The 21,199-nt window shown below is 50.4% G+C and carries 7 protein-coding genes and 2 other annotated features; all 7 genes read left to right on the forward strand.

What is annotated here, in order from left to right; translation table 11 throughout:
* The first annotated feature begins 2 nt into the window (after positions 1–2).
* Entirely contained in the window at positions 3–1,328 is a 1,326-nt protein-coding gene (locus QTL79_RS14895; RefSeq protein ID WP_346355758.1) for a glycosyltransferase family 4 protein, read from the forward strand.
* Positions 1,325–2,395 carry a glycosyltransferase gene (locus tag QTL79_RS14900; RefSeq protein ID WP_346355759.1) on the forward strand — a complete coding sequence of 357 codons (1,071 nt, stop codon included), beginning with the start codon at positions 1,325–1,327 and terminating at the stop codon, positions 2,393–2,395. The genes QTL79_RS14895 and QTL79_RS14900 overlap by 4 nt, the downstream gene beginning before the upstream one ends.
* Entirely contained in the window at positions 2,392–3,774 is a 1,383-nt protein-coding gene (locus QTL79_RS14905; protein ID WP_346355760.1) for a mannose-1-phosphate guanylyltransferase/mannose-6-phosphate isomerase, read from the forward strand. The genes QTL79_RS14900 and QTL79_RS14905 overlap by 4 nt, the downstream gene beginning before the upstream one ends.
* Before the next feature lie 350 nt (positions 3,775–4,124).
* Positions 4,125–11,972, forward strand: a complete 7,848-nt coding sequence (locus QTL79_RS14910; RefSeq protein ID WP_346355761.1) for an amino acid adenylation domain-containing protein — start codon at positions 4,125–4,127, stop codon at positions 11,970–11,972.
* A 232-nt stretch (positions 11,973–12,204) separates the two neighbouring features.
* Complete coding sequence (locus QTL79_RS14915; RefSeq protein ID WP_346355762.1) at positions 12,205–12,855, forward strand: GGDEF domain-containing protein; 651 nt, start codon at positions 12,205–12,207, stop codon at positions 12,853–12,855.
* 196 nt (positions 12,856–13,051) lie between these two features.
* The gene (locus QTL79_RS14920; RefSeq protein ID WP_346355763.1) at positions 13,052–13,663 is read left to right on the forward strand and encodes a Yip1 family protein; all 612 of its coding nucleotides are present in this window, start codon (positions 13,052–13,054) and stop codon (positions 13,661–13,663) included.
* 1,201 nt (positions 13,664–14,864) lie between these two features.
* Positions 14,865–19,208 (forward strand): tetratricopeptide repeat protein, encoded by a 4,344-nt coding sequence (locus QTL79_RS14925; RefSeq protein ID WP_346355764.1) that lies wholly within the window; start codon positions 14,865–14,867, stop codon positions 19,206–19,208.
* Positions 19,209–19,850: 642 nt separating this feature from the next.
* Positions 19,851–20,081, forward strand: a binding site (T-box leader).
* A gap of 875 nt (positions 20,082–20,956) precedes the next feature.
* Positions 20,957–21,187 (forward strand) — a binding site (T-box leader).
* The last annotated feature ends 12 nt before the right edge of the window (positions 21,188–21,199 follow it).

Here is a 21,199-nt window from a genome sequence, read left to right on the forward strand (position 1 = left end):
AAATGATTACAACAACGAAAATAAGAAAGATTGCTTTTTTAAGCACCTATCCGCCGCGTGAGTGCGGTTTAGCCACCTTTACCGAAGATTTGCTGACTGAAATTGATAAGTTAACCTGGATCAGGCCCAGCGTCATCGCGGTAGTCGATAAAGACGCTTATGCCAAACCGCATTCGAATACCCAGGTAAAATATAAGCTGAACCAACATGATCGAGCGAGTTACCAGTTGGCGGCGCTTTGGGCGAACGACAATGTCGATCTGCTGGTCATCGAACATGAATACGGCATCTTCGGCGGCGAGTGCGGCGAATACATTCTTGACTTGGCAAGGGAATTACGAATTCCCTTTATCGTTACGACGCATACGGTACTCTTGGAACCGTCCGCCAAGCAGCGAAGAGTTTTGCGCGATTTGGGCGATCTCAGCGCGAAAGTGGTGACGATGGCGGAAAGTTCGATCGCAATATTGGAGAATATGTATGAGATTGCAGCGGAGAAGATCGTTTTCATTCCGCATGGCGTACCGGATATGCAGGTCAAAGCGCGCGAAACACTGAAAGAGGAATACGGTTTGGCGGACAAGCAGGTCATCAGCAGTTTTGGCCTTATCAGTCCGGCCAAAGGGCTTGAATACGGCATTGAAGCAGTGGCAAAAGCGGCAGCCGAGCATCCGGATCTCGTCTACCTGATCCTTGGCAAGACGCACCCTTGCGTCAAGGATGCAATGGGTGAGACATATCGGCAAAGCCTGATCGATTTAGCGACCAGCCTTGGCGTGCAGGATAATATTCGCTTTATCGACAAGTATCTCAGCAAGGAAGAAGTGATGACGTACCTGCACTTGTCGGATATGTACCTGACGCCGTATCTTTCGAAGGAACAGGCGGTCAGCGGAACGCTGGCCTACGCGGTCGGCTGCGGGCGGGTCATCATATCGACGCCTTACCGCTATGCCGAAGAAATGCTGGGCGAGGGGCGCGGTCTGCTCGCCGAATTCAAGGATGCCGATTCAATCGCAAGCTGTATCCGGATCGTACTCGGCGATGCAAAGCGTAAGCAGGCGATGGAGGCGCGGACGCTGGCAGTCGGCGAAACGATGACTTGGGCGAAAGTAGCTGCGCAGTATGCGCAATTGAGTAAGCGGATCATCGAGGACGAGGCTAAGATGTTGCGTGAAGACACGAGTCGGATTCTTCGGCCGTCGCTGACGAAAGTGCCGGAGCGTATTGCCGTTGCGGCGCAGCGCGTGCCAAAAAGAAACGACGCGGAAGTCATGATGCGAGACTATCCTGCGCTGCTGAGCTGTAAGGCGATGAAAAGCGAATGAAGGCTAAATTCAGCTCTCGCTTTGATGACGCCCATATTTTTCGCATGACCGACGATACCGGTATGTTTCAGCATACACGCTATGATGTGCCGGACTTGGCAAAAGGGTATACGACCGACGACAACGCACGCGCGCTGATCATGGCCGTTATGCTCTATGAAACGGAGCCGAAACCGGCCTATCTTACGCTGATTTACCGTTACCTGGCATTCCTTCTGCATGCGCAGACGGAAAGCGGCCATTTTCGCAACTTCATGACTTACGGACGGCAGTTTACTGAAAAACAAGGTTCGGAAGAATGTTTTGGGCGCTGTCTTTGGGCGCTTGGCTATACGTTGGCTTCTTCTCTGATGCCAAACGGAGTAAAAGCCGCCTGTGCCAGCGCAATTCGCCTTGCTCTGCCGCAAGCAGCCTTACTTCAGCACCTGCGTGGACAGGCCTACGCCTTGCTTGGTCTTGATCTGATCAGCAGAAGCATGAGTGAAGAATGCAGCGGCAAAATTGCGAATGCGATTGCCGTATGCTTTGAGCAATGCGCCGCAGACAGCGAGTGGCGCTGGTTTGAAAACAGTCTGACGTATGACAATGCGCTCTTGCCATGGGCGATGTTCGTGGCGGCCCGACGAACCGGCGAGCCGCGCTTTCTGACAATCGCGCAGCAAAGCTTAAATTTTCTTGATCAGGATGCGTTCCGGGACGACTTTTATCGTCCGGTTGGCTGTCAGGGGTGGTGGCAGCGCGGTGCGAAACCTGCGTTATACGACCAACAGCCGCTGGAGGCGTCAATGTCTACTCTGGCTCATTTGGCCGCATACGACGTTACCGGCGAGGTCAGTTTATTGGCAGCGGCCAAACGGAGCTTCGCCTGGTATGCGGGAGCGAATTCCTGCGGCGAGAGCATGATAAATCCTGAAACAGGCGGCTGCTATGACGGCATTATGGCAGAGGGCATAAATCGCAATCAGGGCGCGGAAAGCATTGTCGGCTATTGTATCGCCGGATTGTCGCTGGATAAAACGTTGCGCCATGCTTCGGCCCGGCTGAGAAAAGGAGGAAGCAGTCGATGAAAATCATCATTCTCGCAGGCGGCGGCGGCAGCCGCCTTTTCCCGCTGTCGCGCAGTTTATTTCCCAAGCAATTTTTAAAACTGAACGGTGATACGTCGCTGCTCGCGCAGACGATAGCCCGCTTTCTTCCAGTGGTCAAAGCGGCGGATATGATCGTCGTGACCAATCAGGAATACATCCATCTGGTGAAAACGGAATTGATTGCCGTTGGTGCGCCGGAAGCGCACATCCTGCTCGAACCCGTGGCGCGAAATACCGCGCCGGCGATCGCGTTTGCCGTTCAGTACTGCAGAGAAGAATTGGGCTGCGCAGACGACGAGATTTTATATGTGACGCCGGCCGATCATCTGATCGAACCGGTGGACCTGTTTATTGTCAATGTCCGGCAAGCAGTCGAACTGGCAAAGCTCGACAAGATCGTCACGCTCGGCATACGGCCGGACCATCCGGAAACGGGGTATGGTTATATTCAGGCCGGGCCGGCATTTGAGAACGGTTTTACGGTACAATCGTTTCGTGAGAAGCCGGATCAAACAACGGCAGAGTCGTATCTTGCGGCAGGCAACTATTATTGGAATGCGGGCATGTTCGCCTTTACGATGCAGCGTTTTATGACGGAACTAAAAGCGTATCAAACGGAACTTTATGAAGCGACGGAGAGCGGCCTGGCGGCGATGACGGAAATTTTTGCCGAACTGCCCAATATTTCCTTTGACTATGCGATTGCGGAAAAATCAACATCGATGGTGATGCTGCCGATCACAGCGCGCTGGAATGATATCGGCTCATGGGACGCCATCTACGATGCGTTGGCTAAAGATGAGAACGGCAATGCATTAAAAGGAGATTGCCTGCCAATTGAGTGCAGTAACTCGTTGATTCTGGCGCACAGTCGCCTGATCGCCGGAATCGGTCTTGAGGATATCCTGGTTGTCGAAACGGATGACGTGATCGTCGTCGCAAAGAAAGGCGAGTCGCAAAAAGTCAAAGAGCTGGTGTCTGACTTGAAAGCGCGCGGCCGGATCGAGGCCGATCAGCATACGACGATTTATCGACCGTGGGGCTATTATACCGTGCTTGGTTCCGGGCCAGGCTACAAAATGAAGAAGATCGTAGTAAATCCCGATGAAATCCTTAGCCTACAAATGCATTATCATCGCAGCGAACATTGGATCGTGATCGGCGGTACGGCTAAGGTGACGATTGGCGAAAAAGAACAGATGGTGCATGAAAACGAAAGCGTTTTTGTGCCGCAGACGACGAAGCATCGGCTTGAAAATCCCGGCAGATTGCCGCTGCAAATTATCGAGGTGCAAAACGGCAGCTATCTGGACGAGGACGACATTGTCCGTTATGAGGATCGCTACGGAAGAAACTAGGAAAAAGCAGTTGGAGACGCAGTGCGTCTTCAACTGCTTTTTCTTAGCTTAGGTTATTAGAATGAATGGCAGAAAATTTTGTAAAAAGGCAGGAGTGGGGGAAATCCCCATGGAATAACGTAAGTTACAAGAGCGCAAATACAAGGAGCATTCTGACGCTGTTTTATGATCTGCACGGGTGGAATTGTTCCGCGCTGCGAGCAATCGTTTCAGAGGCGTCAGCGGAGCTTGGACAAGCAATGCAGAGTAATCTTGCGGTTTTTATGAAAAACCCGTCTATTTTAGCAAAGAAGGATAGTCTCGTATTGGAATACGGAAGAGTGATAAAATTACGTGGAGGTGCCTGAGTGATGAAAGCTCAATCCGAACAGTTAGTAACGCTGACGCATGCCCAGCGACGAATCATGTATGGCGAAGAATTTCATCCAGGAACTAATTTCGCCAATTTGGCGGCGGCTTTTGATTTGCCGGGCGATTGGGAGATAGAGCGCTTAAAAGAAAGCATCAATGCGGTACTGGACTGTAATGATGCTTTTCGTTTGCGACTGAAGCGTGATGCAGTAAGTGGTGAAACGCTCCAGTATGTTGCGTCGGGCAGCGTTCAATCGTTTCAAGTTACCGAGCTTGCGACGCAGGCGCAGTTGGACGACTGGATCCATACGGCGGTTGAAACGCCGTTTTACCTGTATGATCAGAAGTTGTACCGCATCCTGTTGGCGCGCTGCCAGGGGCGGCTTGTACTGTTACTCGTTGCGCATCATGTGATCTGCGACAATGGTTCGCTATATAATTTTATTCGACAGGTGCAGGAGCGGTATACAGGGCAAGAGCGCGGAAGCGTGAAACGATCCTATCTTGATTATATTAATGAAGAAAAAGCGTATCTGGAATCGAAGCAGTACAAGACGGATGGCGATTTTTGGCGGGGACGATTCGCCGAACTGCCGGAATACAGCGCGCTTTATGGAAAAGAAACGCCAGCTATGAATATTGCCGCGGAGCGTATCGAATTTACTTTGCCGTCGGAAGCGCTGGGGCGGCTAAACGCGTTTTGCACGGCCAATCAATTAAGCTATTTCAGGGTCTTCACCACACTGTTTGCCGTGTGGCTGGCTCGCGTCACCGGACGTTATGACATGGTGTTGGGCGTGCCGTTTCATAACCGGGTCAGCGAGGCGAGCAAAGGGCGACTCGGCCACTTTGTCAGCACATTACCGCTGCGCATTTCACTGGACGAGGAAGATACATTTCAGCAGGCTTTGGCAAAGGTGAACGACGAATTGCAAGCGGCCATTGCGCATCAGCGTTACCCTTTCGACCGGTTGGTAGAAGACTTGACGCAGCGGCAGGGCGAGCGCGTTCGGCTCTTGGAATATTATCTGGTGCAGAGCAGCGTAGGGCGCGACGGTCTGCAGAATTGCACGGCGACGCTGCCAAAGCGCAAATTTTCTCCTGAGCCGTTCGTTTTTTATTTGAATCAGGGCTTGGATGATGCGGCGGGCTTGAAAAAAATCGTCATCGAATACCAGAGCGCCAAATATACCGAGCAGGAAGTGCAGATGATTTATGACGGACTCTTGACCTTGCTGGACGGAGTTTTGACGGACGCGGCGCAGCGTATCAGCTTCTTGCCGCTGCTTTCGGCAGCGCAGCGAGAGGTATTGCTTTCTACATTCAATGATACGGCGCTGGAGGTTCCGCTTGAGCGATCGTATCACAGTCTCTTTCGCGAGCAGGCAAAGCGCACGCCGGAGAATACGGCGCTGGTTTTCAAAGAAACAAGCTATACGTACCGGCAGTTGGACGAACGAACGGACAGCCTGGCGCTGCTGCTGCGCGAGCATGGCGTCACGAGTGAGACGATCGTACCGATCATGCTGGAACGTTCGGCGGAAATGGTTATCGCAGCGATTGCGGTCATGAAGGCGGGCGGGGCATACCTGCCGCTTGATATCAAGTATCCGCAGGCACGGCTCGATTATATGCTGGAAGACAGCAACGCGCGCCTGATCCTGAGCGAACTGTCGCTTAAAGACAAGTTCAGCCGCTTTGAAGGCTTCTTTATTGACGTCAAAGATGCGACGAACTATCCGCCTGTGCAAAAGCCGCCGGAAGAGCACAGTAGCGGCGACAATCTGGCTGCGATCATTTACACGTCGGGTTCTACCGGTCTGCCGAAAGGCACCATGATTCTTCATCGCGGTCTGATCAATATGTTTTACAGCGAAAACCGCGCGACGGCCCTGTCGGCAAAGGACCGTCTGGCATCCTATGCGAGTTTCAGTTTCGACGCCTCGATGTGGTCGAACTTTGCGCCTCTCTTGGTCGGCGCAGCCGTGTATCTGGTTCCGGCGGAAATCATGCTGTCGCTGGACGAATTGAACCGCTTTTTCGAAACAAACCAGATCAGCGTTACGTTCATGACGACGCAACTGTGCGAACAGTTTGCCGAATTGGTCGAGAACAAAAGCCTGCGTCTGATGGCGACCGGCGGCGAGAAGTACAAAGCGTACCGGGAAACGCCCTACCAGATCGTCAACGCCTACGGGCCGACCGAGTATACGATCTATACGACGCGTTTTCTGATTGATCGACCGTATGCCAATATGCCGATCGGCAAGCCGCTGGCCAATACCTGGGTATACGTACTGGACAAAAATCTGCAACTGCAGCCGATCGGCGTGCCGGGCGAACTCTGCATCGCCGGTGCGCAGATGGCGCGCGGTTATCGCAACCGGCCGGAACTGACAGCGGAAAAATTCATCGCCAATCCGCATGCGACGAACGAGCTGAACCAGCGTTTGTATCGCACCGGCGATCTGGTGCGCTGGCTGCCGGACGGCAATCTAGAGTTTTTAAGTCGGATCGACCAACAGGTGAAGATTCGCGGTTTCCGGATTGAGATCGGCGAGATCGAACAAAAGATATTGCAGTATGACGACGTCAAGGAAGCCGTCGTCATTGCCCGCGATGATGCGGCCGGCAACAAGTATTTGTGCGGCTATTTCGCCGCCGCGCGCAAAGTGGACGTCGAAGCGTTGAAAGGCTTTATGCTGGCTGACTTGCCCGATTTCATGATCCCGCAGCATCTGCTGCAGATCGAAGCATTGCCTCTTACCGCCAACGGCAAGGTGGATAAAAAAGCGTTGCCCGAAATCAACGGCGGTGCGGAAATAGGCGAATATATCGCGCCGCGCAATGATCTCGAACAGGAACTGTGCACGCTGTGGCAGGATATATTGGGCGTGAAGCAGGTGGGCATCTCCAATACCTTCACCAGTCTGGGCGGGACGTCGCTGAAACTGGTCGTGCTGGGCGCAAAGCTGCAAAAGTTTTTTGCGGTATCGCTTTCGGTGGCCGAGCTGCTGAAGATTCCGACGGTGGAAATACTGGCTAAGCGTCTGGCGCATACGCCGAAGGACGCGGTGCGCTACGAGCCGATTCCCAATCTGCCGCTTGCAGACGACTATGCGGTTTCACCGGCGCAAAAGGGCATGTACATCATTGATAAGATGGCGGATATCGGCAACACGTATCATGTCGTACTGCCGATCTTTCTGGAGGGGCGACTGGACAAGGCGCGCCTTGGTATGGCGATTGACAGCCTGGTGGAGAGGCATCCGGCGCTGCGCACGTCCTTTGCGCTGCGCGACGGCGAGGTGCGGCAAAAAATAAGCGCCGGCGTGCGCTTGAAAAAGACAATCAAGGTCGTGGACGAGTCTGCGATCGACAACGCAATTGCCGACTTCATTCAGCGTTTTGACCTGGAGGAAGCGCCGTTATTCCGGGTGGCGCTCTTGGAAATTGACGCCTATAAGCATATGCTGGTTCTTGACGCGCATCATATCGTGCTGGATGGCGTTTCAGTAGTGGTGCTGGTAAAAGAACTGATGAAGCTTTATCAAAACGAGTCGTTGCCGCCGCTGACGGTATCCTATCATGAATATGCGGCTTGGTATAATGCCAGACTCGAAAGCGGTGCGTTAGGCAAGCAGGAAGCCTTTTGGCTGGAACGCTTGCAGGGAGAGCTGCCGGTGTTGAATCTGGCTACCGATTATCCGCGCCCGGCGAATAAAAAATACCAGGGCGGAAAAATCTTTGCCGATCTGGATAAAGGCACCGCCGAAAAACTGAAACGCATTGCCGAAGCGCAGGGAGTGACGTTCTTTGCCTTGCTGCTGGCGGCGTTCAAAACGCTGCTGGCCCGTTACAGCGGACAGGATGAAATCATCGTCGGTTCGCCATTTGCCAATCGCACGCATCCGGATGTTGACGGCATGCTCGGCATGTTCGTCAATACGCTGCCGCTGCGCAGCTATCCGCAGCGCGACAAAACCTTTCAAGCTTACTTACAGGAAGTCAACGAAATTCTCTTATCGGCCAATGACAATCAGGCCTACCCGTTTGAAAAAATGGTCGAAAAACTGGGCTTGGAGCGTGACGTCAGCCGGAATCCGATTTATGACGTAGTCTTCGCGTTCTTTGTCGAAGAGTTTCTCTTTGATGCGGGCGGGCTGTCAATCAAACGCTATGACTATGATGCGAAAGAAGCGCATTTCGATCTGCTCTTTTATGTCTTTGAAAACCAGCAAGGCTTATCGATGTTTCTCGAATATGACCGCAATCTGTACCAAACAGAGAGCGCGCAGCGCCTGACCGAGCATTTCATCAATCTGCTCGGCGTGCTGGCAGACGGCATCGACGGCAAACTGGCGGAATTCGAATTCATTTCGTCTGCAGAACGCGAGCGCCTGCTGTGCGCTTTTAACGCCAAGCAACTTCCGGTACCGTTTGAACGCGCTTATCATTCCCTCTTCCGCGAGCAGGCGGCGCGGACGCCGGACAAGGCCGCCTTGGTCTTTAAAGGAAATGTGCTCAGCTACCGCCAACTGGATGAAAAGACTGATCGTTTGGCGCTTGCACTGCGCAAGCGGGGCGTGCAGCGTGAAACGATTGTGCCGATCATGCTGGAACGTTCGGCTGAAATGGTCGTAGCGGCGCTTGCCGTGATGAAGGCGGGCGGGGCATATCTGCCGCTTGATATCAAATATCCGCAGGCACGGCTCGATTATATGCTGTCGGATAGCGCGGCGACGCTGATTCTCAGTCAGCCGTTGCTCAAGGAAAAATTCATTCAGTTCAGCGGCGCGTTCATCGACGTCACCGATCCGGCTTTGTATGAGGTTGATGGTGGAGCGGAGCTTGTTTGTCCGGACGTCAACCATGGCCGTGATTTGGCGGCGATCATCTACACGTCCGGTTCGACCGGGCTGCCGAAAGGGACGATGATCCTGCACCGCAATATCGTCAACATGTGCCTGAGTGAAATTTGCGATATGCAAATGACCGAGGCCGATATCATGGCCTCGTATGCGAGCTTCAGTTTCGATGCGGCGATGTGGTCGAACTTTTCGCCGCTCTTGACCGGGGCGACCGTTCATATCGTGCCGGAAGAGATCATGCTGTCGCTGGCCGATCTGAACCTCTTCTTTGAAGAACACCGTGCGACGGTGACGTTTATGACGACGCAATTGTGCGAGCAGTTTACCGAACTGGCGGACAACAAATCGCTGCGGATCCTGGCGACCGGCGGCGAAAAATACAAGAGCTATCGTCCGACTTCCTATCAGGTCGTCAACGGCTACGGGCCGACCGAATACACGGTTTATACGACCCGCTTCGTCATTGATAAAAACTACGACAACATACCGATCGGCAAACCGTTGGCCAATGCCAGGGTCTATGTCGTCGATAAGGATTACCGGCTGCAGCCGGTCGGTGTGCCGGGCGAACTTTGCGTCGCAGGGCCGCAGCTGTCGCGCGGCTATCGCAACCGCGACGATCTGACGCTGGAAAAATTCATTGCTAATCCATATGGCGAGGGCGAAATCTACGGACGGATGTATCGCACCGGCGATTTGGTTCGCTGGCTGCCGGACGGCAATCTGGAATTCTTGAGCCGCATTGATCAGCAGGTTAAGATACGGGGGTTTCGCATCGAGATTGGCGAAATCGAGCAGAAAATCATGGCATACGACACGGTCAAAGAAGCGGTCGTCGTTGCAAAAGACGATTCCTCCGGCAATAAATTCCTCTGCGCCTATTTCACCGCGACCGAAGCGGTCGCCTTGGAAGACCTGAAAGGCTTCATGGCCAATGATCTGCCGAACTATATGATTCCCGCCTATATCATGCAGATCGAGACGATGCCGCTCAATGCCAACGGCAAGATTGACAAAAAGGCGCTGCCGGAGGTCGAACGAACCGTAACGGTTGGAGAATTCGTCGCGCCGCGTAGCGACGCCGAGAAAAAAGTCGCCGCGGTCTGGCAGGAAGTGCTCGGCATTGCGCAAGTCGGCGTGACCGACAACTTCTTTTCCATCGGCGGCAACTCGATCAAAGCGATATCGACAGTGGCCAAACTGCAGAAGTTTTTCGCGGTCAGCATCAACGATCTCTTTGAGCAGCAGACGTTGGAAGGCTTGGCGAAACGGATGACGCCGCGCGAGGACAATTTAAAGGTGCGCTTGTCACAGCTGAAGGAATTGGAAAAGGACGTAGAGCGCGATGTTCTAGAAACGTCTGAAATTGCGGCGCAGAAACGCGACTATGCGGCGAAGAATGAAGCGTACCTAGCGATGGCGCTGGACGGGGAAAAAGACTACCGCGACGTGTTGGTAACCGGCGCGACCGGTTACTTGGGCATCCATGTCCTGCATGAGTTGCTCACTACGAAAACCTGCCGTCTGCATGTCATCATCCGCGGCCAGACGCAAGAAGCGGCGCAGCAGCGTTTGGCGAAAAAAATCGCGTATTATTTCGGCCCGCAGGCCTGGCAGGAACTGAAGATCGACGAACGTGTGACGATTCTGGCCGGCGACCTGCAAGCCGCGCAGCTCGGCGTGGCTGCGGCGGCGTATCAAGAAATGGCGGAGCGTGTCGAGGCGATCATCCATACGGCGGCCAACGTCCGGCATTACGGCCATTATCAGGAGTTTTACGACAGCAATGTGCAGGCGACGCTGGAACTCTTGGCACTTGCCAAAACCGGCAGTCGCAAGGATTTTCACCACATTTCGACGATGTCGGTCGGCGACGGCGCCATTGCAAAACAGGAACGGGCCGTGTTTACCGAATATGAGTTGGATATCGGCCAGGAACACGAAAGCTACTATGTAAGGACCAAGCTGGAAGCGGAAAAAGCGGTCGCGGCAGCACGGGCGGACGGCATCAACGCCAACATCTTCCGCGTCGGCAACATCTCGCACAACTCAGAGTCGGGCCTGTACCAGGAAAATGTCGAAGAAAATGCCTTCTATACGCGCCTCAAGGCGTTCATCAATATTGGCGCAGTGCCGGAAAAATTGGATGAAGCCGAATTTTCCTTCGTCGATTCTCTGGCCAAAAGCATCTGCCTGCTGGCGTATAACGGCGCTTTGAAAAATGAAACCTATCATCTCTACAACCCCGAAAACGTAAAGATATCGAAGCTCCTGAGCGAACCGATCCTGAATGTGAACGTCAGCCGTTTGCCGTTCGGCGCGTTCATTGATTATCTGTACGATAACTTTGAAAAGACCGGCTTCAGGACGCATATCGAAAACATCCTGCTCCACTCCGGCTGGCTGGATGACGATGCGCGGGGCCGAACCGCCTGGACGATCTGGGCGGACAAGACCAACCTGCTCTTAGAGCGGCTGGGCTTTGTCTGGCCAAAACTGGAAGCGGACAAGTTAAAACCGTTGATTCGCCAGGCCTTGCACGAACGGATCGCGTTTTTACAAACTACACCGCTTTTCGGCAACTTGCCGCTGGATGAAATCGGCATAGCCGCCGGACTGGCGCGCCAGAGCGTCTATGACAGCGATACGGCCATTCTTTGGGAAGGCGAAGCGAATGACCAACTGCATCTGGTGATGGACGGCTTTTTGGAAATCAGTCGCAGCGCAAGCGGCGGCTGGCTGGGAACGATCGGAGTGTTGGGGAAAACGGAGTTCATCGGTGAAGAAAGCATCGCCGGGGCGGCAGCCTCATCGATAACGGCCGAGGCGATCATCGGCGAAGCGCTGATCCTCTGCTTCGAAGGCGAAGTGATGCGACGCTTGTTTGCCAAGGATTCCAAGCTGGCGTTGAATCTGATGCAGGGGATGAACGAAAAGATGCGCAAGCTGGAAAAAATGCTGGTCAGCATCGGCTAAAAAAGAAAGAGTGGTAAAATGAAAAAAGCAGTCTATGTAAACGAAATGGGTTTGCATCGGCTGCTTTTTGCCGAAGAAAAGTAAAAAAGAAATAGAGGAAAGATCGTTGTAAGCCTGCTGCGTTGAACAAATGTAAAAGTTTCGCGGATTGCCTAAAAAGCGGTTAAGAAAAGTTCTCTTCTGCACGATGTTAAAAACAAGTCCGGTTTTAAGAGGAAGGGGAACGTGGGAAATGAGATATACAGGGCGTTTGGCGGCTAGCGGAGTCATGCTGGCTGGAATTCTTATCATGCGCGTTTATGCATATATTTATTTTGGCTATCCTCTTACGGAAATTCCGCTGGTCGGGATCATTTTCGTCGGACTTGCCTATGCTGCAGGACTTCAATACGATAAGGTCTGCTTTTTTTCCGAAAAAGACAGTCTGACCCGCTGCTACAATCGTCGCTTCGTCAGCCGGAACATTCCGCTGCTGCTGGCAAGCGTGGAAAAGAAACGGGAACGATTGAGTCTGGCTTTGCTGGACTGTGATAATTTTAAAGCGATCAATGACATATACGGTCATCAAATGGGCGACCGTGTACTGAAAGAAGTGGCAGCCTTGATCCGGGCAAATATCCGCAAGAGTGATTCTCTTATTCGCTGGGGCGGCGACGAGTTTATCCTTGTTACGCCCTATATCGGCCCTAGTGAGCTGCAAGAGATTAACCAGGCATTAGCCGAACTCTCTAAAAAGCTGCAAGTCGAGATTCGCGTTTCCTCCGGTATTGCGAGTTATCCGCAAGATGCGAAAACCTTTGAAAATCTGATAAAGGTTGCCGATCATGCCATGTACGAGGCCAAGCCAAGAAAAACGGTGCACAGCCAACAGTATGCGGGCTGAAACGGCATACTGCGATAAAAAAGGAAAAGACAACCGGCGACAGGTTGTCTTTTTTCCTTTACAATGAGGGCGATAGAGTCGATTTTACTGCGTTTGAAAGGCTTAGCGCGTAATAGGGCAGGAAGTTTTTGATTTGCTAAGAATTAATATAGTGAAGAAGAAAAAGAGTGCGTGTACAAGAGAGAGGAGTGTTGGGATGAATGAGGAGGAACAGGGCGGAAAAATGAACCCTTGGCGGATGATTCTCTCGAAGCCGCGCGTGACGTTGCGCTGGCTACTGGCTAACCGTCCGGGTTACGGCGTGCCGCTGCTGACCGTGCTGCAGGGAATTGCGATTACGTTTCAACAGGTGAGCAACGAAGAGTTGATGCGCCTGGTCAATTTCCCCGTCTTCGTTATGATGGCGGTCGTGACCGGGCCGCTCTGGGGCGCAGTCGCAGTCTACGGCGGCAGTTATATCATGAAATGGACAGGCAGAGTGTTCGGCGGTGTGGCAAACGTTATGCAACTCCGGATGGCGCTCGCTTGGGCATCGCTGCCGTCGCTTTTTCAATTACTGATTGTGTTCGGCGTTTTGCTCCGTTTCGGTGTTACAGGCGCGGCAATCGAGCCGCTTGCCGCGCTGCAGACCGGCGCGATCAGCGTCGCCATCGGTCTTTGGCAGCTGGTGTTGCTAATCGCCTGCCTGATGGAAGTGCAGGAGTATGCGTTTTCGAAAGCATTGGGAAATATAGTGCTGTTTACGCTGGTGATGTTTTTCGTGTTGCTGTTGCCGTTGATCCTGTTGGGGATATTGTTAGTATCCTAGAGAAATGGGGAAGCCTTTCCAGAATGGCTGCGAAGGCTTTTTTCTTTGCGATGTTGATGGCTTTGGCAAATTGAACTTGGTAATGGTGTGCTTTTTTGTTTTTTTAGCTCTATCCGCGAAAGCGGTTTTGCCATGACGGGGCGGATTTCGGGCCAGACATGGTCGCAGTAGTCTGCAATCCTAGAAATACCAGATATATGACGCCATCCGTGGCGCAATATCTGCGGGCAACGTCCTGTTGCCCGTTTCTATGATTTTGCCTGCCGCTCTCTGTCTGGCAACCTCATCCTAAAGGTCTTAGCAAAACCGCTTCCGCGGGGCTTGGGGGGAACGACGGAGAATTGCTTCGCAGGATGGGGGCGAAGGATTTCTTCTTTGCAATGTTGGAGGTTTGGGGAAATTCAACTTGGTAGTGGTGTGATGTTTAGCTTCTTTAGCTCTATCCGCGAAAGCGGTTTTTCCAGAATGGATCGGACTTCGGGCCAAGCATGGTCGAAGCCGTCTGCGTCCGGCAATATGTCTCGCGAATGCGCCGTCCGTGGCGCTCGCTCGTAGACGCCATCCGGGCGTCTATATTGCCGAACTTGCCTGCTTCTTCCTGCTTGGCAGCCTCGTCCTCAAGTTTCTGGAAAAACCGCTTCCGCGGGGCTTTGGGGAACGACGAAGAATTGCTTCGCAGGATGGTTGCGGAGCAATTCGTTTTTTGGAATGTTGAGAGCCTTGGCAAATTGAATTTGATAGTGGAGTGGTATTTAGTTTCTTTAGCTCTATCCGCAAAAGTGGTTTTACCAGAATGGGTCGGACCTCGGGCCAAGCATGGTCGAAGCTGTCTGCGTTTGCCAATATGCCTCGCGAATGCGCCGTCCGTGGCGCTCGCTCGTAGACGCCATCCGGGCGTCTATATTGCCGAACTTGCCTGCTTCTCGCTGCTTGGCAGCCTCGTCCTCAAGTTTCCGGCAAAACCGCTTCCGCGGGGCTTGGGGGAACGAGAGATAAAGACAAAACGGAGAATGACCACTCGCTTTTATTTGTGGAAGGGAATTGGATTGTGAAAAGCGAAGGTATCCATAAAACATAGTGATTTCATAGCAGGAAGGAAGAGGGCAGAACAGTCCTCGATCTTTCCTAAATTAGTGCGTCATTAGTTATAGATGGTATTTCGAGGAACAACTACAAGCGAAGCATGGAGAGGATGTTTTCAGTGGGGAAAATAGTTATTATTGCCGATGCGTGGGGCGCGAAACTAGGCGGTATCAATTCTTTCAATTTTGATATTTGCACGGCGTTAGGAAAAGTGTCGGCACGGTACGGTGTTGATGTTATCTGTGTAACAATGGGAGCAACGGAAGCTGAAATAAAGGAAGCTAAAGAAAATGGCGTAAGTTTGATTTCGATTGAAGTGTCTAAAGAAGGAATTAAGCCACACAGAGCATATGAAATTGTTGGTAAGATTAAAAATATTTATAGTGGTGAAGTTCTTTGGTGGATTGGTCATGATGTTTTTACTGGTGAAGTAGCGATGAAGTGTAAGGTGCTATCGGAACAAGGCGCAAGTGCGGTTATTCACCATATGAGCTATGCAGCATACTACTCGCTTAAAAGTGGTAGTGGCGAGGAAGCAATGGCGAAAAAAAAAGAGCAGGAAAAGGTGCTGCAAAACGCAGATCGAGTATTTGCTGTCGGACCTAAATTGAAGGCGTCGGCAGAGAATTTGCGTGAACAAAAGGATGTCATCGAATTAATTCCCGGATTGGCGGATATAAAGATTCGTGAAGAGAAGTTCGAGCCGTTTTCAGTGGTTGTATTTGGGAGGTTGGAAAAAAGTAATGACTTAATCAAGCAACATACGTTAGCAATTAAGGCATTTGCTCAAGCAGTTCGTAGAGAGCCACATTCCTTTGGTAACGACCCTGTTTTGCACGTAATAGGACTCGGTGGAAGTGACAATGATCAATATCGGCAAGAATGTCAAGCGATAACGGCAATGATTGCTAAAGAAGCCGGTAGGGCAATAAATGTGATTCCGCAACTATATAGTGAAGATCGCTACGAGTTGTTTGATACGTTACGAAAGCAGGATGTCTGTATGATGCCTTCTTGGCATGAAGGCTTTGGATTGGTCGGAATGGAGGCCATTTCGGCTGGAGTGCCGTTAATTATTACTAAAAACAGCGGATTATATATGACGATTTATGAAATCATTGGCCGTAAAGGTACCGGGTGTGTTTTTCCAGTTGAAATTTTAGGCGATTATAATCTTGAACAAGAAGAAGACTGTGTCTCACCGGATGATCTCGAAAATGTGGTTGAATGCTTGTTAACGATTGCTAGAAAATGGGATGCTGCGAAGCAAGGTGCCATAGATTTGAAGAATCTTTTTATTGAATCCGGTTATACTTGGGAGAATACGTCTGAAAAAATGTTGAATGCGTTGAATGTTGATGCTGAAGCAACTGATAAAGTGTTGATCTCACCAACATTAAAAATGGCAAGTAGTGAAAGAAAAATGGAAGAAGGAAAAAAAGAGTCGAAGCAATCTTCGAGATCTAGTGAAATTAGAAATGTATCGCAAAATTTTATCGGCAGACAAACAGATCTTGAAAAATTTGAAAAGGCAGTGGCGCGATTGCAGCCCATCGTTATTATTGGGATTGGCGGTGTTGGAAAAACCGAGTTTGCATATAAATGTATTGAGAAATTTTTTGCGCAGCAAAAAGTTGAGTGGTTTGAATGTGCAACTTCGACGAATCTTGATCTTATAATAGAGTTTTTATATCCTGAATTCTTAGGCGGAATGCCGAAAACAACACAAATGAAATGTATTGGCTTTCGAGATTTACTGGAGAGGGATGGTGTAGTACTTTTTGTTGATAATTATCATGAAATGAAAGATGCGGCCTTCGGTGAATTCTTACAATTTTGTAATGGGAAACTTAGGAGTGCGAGAATTGTATTTATTTCTAGAGAACTACCAGCTGATTACAAGGTTGATGTAAGTCGCGTTGTGCTTACGGGGTTAAAGGCAGAGGCGGTTGAATATGCTGAAAAAATACTTGAACAATGGGATGCAAGTGGCAGAGTAAATAGAGAAAATTTGGAAAATCTTTGTAAAAACCTTGAAGGACATCCATTGGCAATCAAATTAGCACTAAAGCTAATTGTCGACAGAGGTGAGAAGGCGGAAGTTGTCATAAACAGACTGCTTGAGGATAAAATGAGCAGTGAAGAGTTGAGCGGCAAATTGATTGATGAAGTGCTATATAAAAATGCGAACTGTAGTCAGGATATCAAAGACTATATGTGCCGATTTTCTATCTTTAGCGGACGGATTGAGAGGGCTATTGTTGATGCAGTTCTGGGGTGCGAAACCCCTGAAATATTGTATGATAAACTAATGATCACTGCGACTGATGATTGGCTTGAAACACATCCTCTTATTCGCGAATTTTCTTATCGGCGACTTGAGAACAAGGCGATATGGCATGGCCGGGCAGCAGAATGCTATGAGAGTTATCGCAAAAGTAAGCCGAACCAAATGTTAGAAGAAAAAATAATCTATCATATGATGCATGCTGAAAAATATGATAAGCTGGCAGGACTTATTGTAGAAAAAGGTGAGGAATTTATCAAATGCGGTTTTACTGATCTGCTAAAAAACACAATGGATAATTTGCAGATGCAAGGTGTTTATAAAGAATACTTCCAATTAATTTATGGACAAATAGATAGTATTGAGGGGAGGTGGTCGAAAGCGACTGAGAGATTCAAAGAATTGTATGAAAATTGTTTTGATGATCTTAATTTAAAAAGTGATGCGGTTATCAAATATGGAGAAATGTGTTATCAAACGGGAAATATTGCTGAAGCGATGGCATGCTTTAAAGAGGGGAAAGAATTTGCCGAAAAAGAAAACCATATAAAAAATATAGCGTTGGCATTAAACAATATCGGAAGGGTAATGGAAAGCCGAGGCGACTTGCCAGGAGCGTTGGCGAAATATGAAGCAAGTTTGGCCCTGCGAGAAGAACTGGGAGACAAGTCTGGAATCGCAATTTCGCTAAACAACATCGGAGGGGTGATGCAAAGCCGAGGCGACTGGTCAGGGGCGATGGCGAAATATGAAGCAAGTCTGGCCCTGCTAGAAGAATTGGGAGACAAGTCTGGAATCGCAACTTCGCTAAACAACATCGCAGGGGTAATGCAAAGCCGAGGCGACTGGTCAGGGGCGTTGGCAAAATATGAAGCAAGTCTGGCCCTACTAGAAGAATTGGGAGACAAGTCTGGAATCGCAAGTTCGCTAAACAACATCGCAGGGGTAATGCAAAGCCGAGGCGACTTGCCGGGAGCGATGGCGAAATATGAAGCAAGTCTGGCTCTGCGAGAAGAACTGGGAGACAAGTCTAGAATCGCAACTTCGCTAAACAATATCGGATTGGTAATGAAAAGGCGAGGTGAATGGCTGGGGGCGCTGGCGAAATATGAAGCAAGTCTGGCACTGCGAGAAGAACTGGGAGACAAGTCTGGAATCGCAACTTCACTAAATAATATTGGGTTGGTAATGGAAAGCCAAGGCGACTTGCCGGGAGCGTTAGCGAAGTTTGAAGCAAGTCTGGTCTTGGAAGAAGAACTAGGAGACAAGTCTGGAATCGCAATTACGCTAAACAACATCGGAGGGGTAATGCAAAGCCGAGGCGACTTGTCGGGAGCGTTGGCGAAGTTTGAAACAAGTCTGGCCCTGTTAGAAGAACTGGGAGACAAGTCTGGGATCGCAAATTCGCTAAACAACATCGGAGGGGTAATGCAAAGCCGAGGCGATTTGCCGGGAGCGTTGGCGAAAGTTGAAGCAAGTCTGGCCCTGCTAGAAGAACTGGGAGACAAGTCTGGGATCGCAAATTCGCTAAACAACATCGGAATGGTAATGAAAAGTCGAGGCGATTTGCCGGGAGCGTTGGCGAAGTTTGAAGCAAGTCTGGCCCTGCTAGAAGAACTGGGAGACAAGTCTGGGATCGCGAATTCGCTAAACAACATCGGAGGGATAATGAAAAGCCGAGGTGACTTGCCGGGAGCGTTGGCGAAGTTTGAAGCAAGTCTGGCCCTGGGAGAAGAACTAGGAGACAAGTCTGGAATCGCAACTTCGCTAAACAACATCGGAGGGATAATGAAAAACCGAGGTGACTTGTCGGGAGCGTTGGCGAAGTTTGAAGCAAGTCTGATCTTGAGAGAAGAAATGGAAGACAAGTCTGGAATCGCAACGTTGCTAAACAACATCGGAGGGATTTATGCGCATCAAAAGAACGATAAAAAAGCCTTAGAAAAAAGGTTAGAAGCGCTAGCTATAGCTAGAAAAATAGAAGCCAAGGTTGATGTTAAAATAATATTTGATAATATTATTTTACAAAAGAATAGGATGAAAGAAAGAGGAAATTACGCCCAATTTGTGTTACTAATCACTCATGCATTTAGGGAATTAAATGATGAATTGAAGCAGTATGTGGATGTTGCTGCTTTTACAAGAAATAATACTACTAAGATAAGAAAAAAATGAGGAATAGCAGTCTTTGAGGTCTGTAAACAGGCAACAAGGGATGCGTAAGTTGTTTCTTCCACGGAAAAGTATGTAAATTGAATGCGGGATAAACATTTTTGATCCGTTGTTTTTCCACGTTCCCCGTCTCCCCCAAGCCGCTGCGGTCGCTGTTTTAAAAAGTCTTAAGGGCGAAGCTGCTGGGCAGGGAGTGGGGGACAAGTCCAGCGGCAGTGGCGACAGGACGTCGCCAACCGGATTTTTCTCGTTCGTTGATCGGCGTTCTTGTCTCTCGTTTCCCTGATCCCCGCCGTTGCGGTTTTTTCAAAACGTGTAGGCGCGAGAATGGTAGACAGGAAGCGGCGGACAAGAAAAACAGAACGTGCGACATGGACGTCGCACGCTGGCGGAGCGCCAAGGACGGCGCGTCCGTCAGGAATTCTGTTTTTGGCAGGCTGCTGCGACCATGTCTGCTCGCAGCGCCGTTTAGTTTTGAAAAAATTGCGACGGCGAAAGGGGCTCAGGTAAGCGAAAATCACTTTATTATCAAGTTGAACTTGCCGAAGCCTGCAAGCCTAAGCATCTTACCAGATTGGCAAATGTGAAATCAATTGACAATCCCCCCTTTTTCCTAGTATAGTAAACCCTATATCCATCATAAAAACACAAGCAATGACAGGAAGGAGTACGCTCTTCCTCCCACCGTTAGAGAGAAAACCCTTGGCTGAAAGGTTTTCGGCGGGAGACAGCGGAAAGTCGTCCTGGAGCCGCAGCGCTGAAGCTCAGTAAGCACTGCCGGGAGCAAGGCCCGTTACAGCCGTCAGAGTTCGTTTCGAGTTGCATCGAAGCGGAGAAGCAAGGTGGTACCACGAAAGCAGTTCTTTCGTCCTTTTTAGGATGGAAGAACTTTTTTTGCGTGAGGCTGCTGAAAAAGCACCATCTACGTCGTTGTTCCTGCGGGTGTTTGCTTGCGTACGTCAGTACGCGGCGCTGCACACTCCTCGTCGCGTCTAGTAGCTGGCACTTTTTGAGCAGCCTCACCAGAGAACTGCCTATCGAAGGGAAAACGAATCGAATGCGCTAAGGAAAGGAAGAGAGAAGCATAAAAATATTTCTTCTTCCCTTCTTCCGATTCTTCGTGTCTTCGTGGAAAACAAGGGGACGCGTACTTTGTTTCTTCCGCGGCAAAACCAAAGCGCGCAAATTGAATGACAGATCAATCTTTTTAATCGTTATTTCGCATCGTCCTCCGTCTCCCTCAAGCCGCTGCGGTCGCTGTTTTAAAAAGTCTTTAAGGGCAAAGCTGCCGGGCAGGGAGTGGGGGACAAGTCCAGCGGCAGTGGCGACAGGACGTCGCCAACCGGATTTTTCTCGTTCGTTGATCGGCGTTCTTGTCTCTCGTTTCCCTGATCCCCGCCGTTGCGGTTTTTTCAAAACGTGTAGGCGCGAGAATGGTAGACAGGAAGCGGCGGACAAGAAAAACAGAACGTGCGACATGGACGTCGCACGCTGGCGGAGCGCCAAGGACGGCGCGTCCGTCAGGAATTCTGTTTTTGGCAGGCTGCTGCGACCATGTCTGCTCGCAGCGCCGTTTAGTTTTGAAAAAATTGCGACGGCGAAAGGGGCTCAGGTAAGCGAAAATCACTTTATTATCAAGTTGAACTTGCCGAAGCCTGCAAGCCTAAGCATCTTACCAGATTGGCAAATGTGAAATCAATTGACAATCCCCCCTTTTTCCTAGTATAGTAAACCCTATATCCATCATAAAAACACAAGCAATGACAGGAAGGAGTACGCTCTTCCTCCCACCGTTAGAGAGAAAACCCTTGGCTGAAAGGTTTTCGGCGGGAGACAGCGGAAAGTCGTCCTGGAGCCGCAGCGCTGAAGCTCAGTAAGCACTGCCGGGAGCAAGGCCCGTTACAGCCGTCAGAGTTCGTTTCGAGTTGCATCGAAGCGGAGAAGCAAGGTGGTACCACGAAAGCAGTTCTTTCGTCCTTTTTAGGATGGAAGAA

Source organism: Azotosporobacter soli (assembly GCF_030542965.1).
Taxonomy (GTDB): domain Bacteria; phylum Bacillota; class Negativicutes; order SG130; family SG130; genus Azotosporobacter; species Azotosporobacter soli.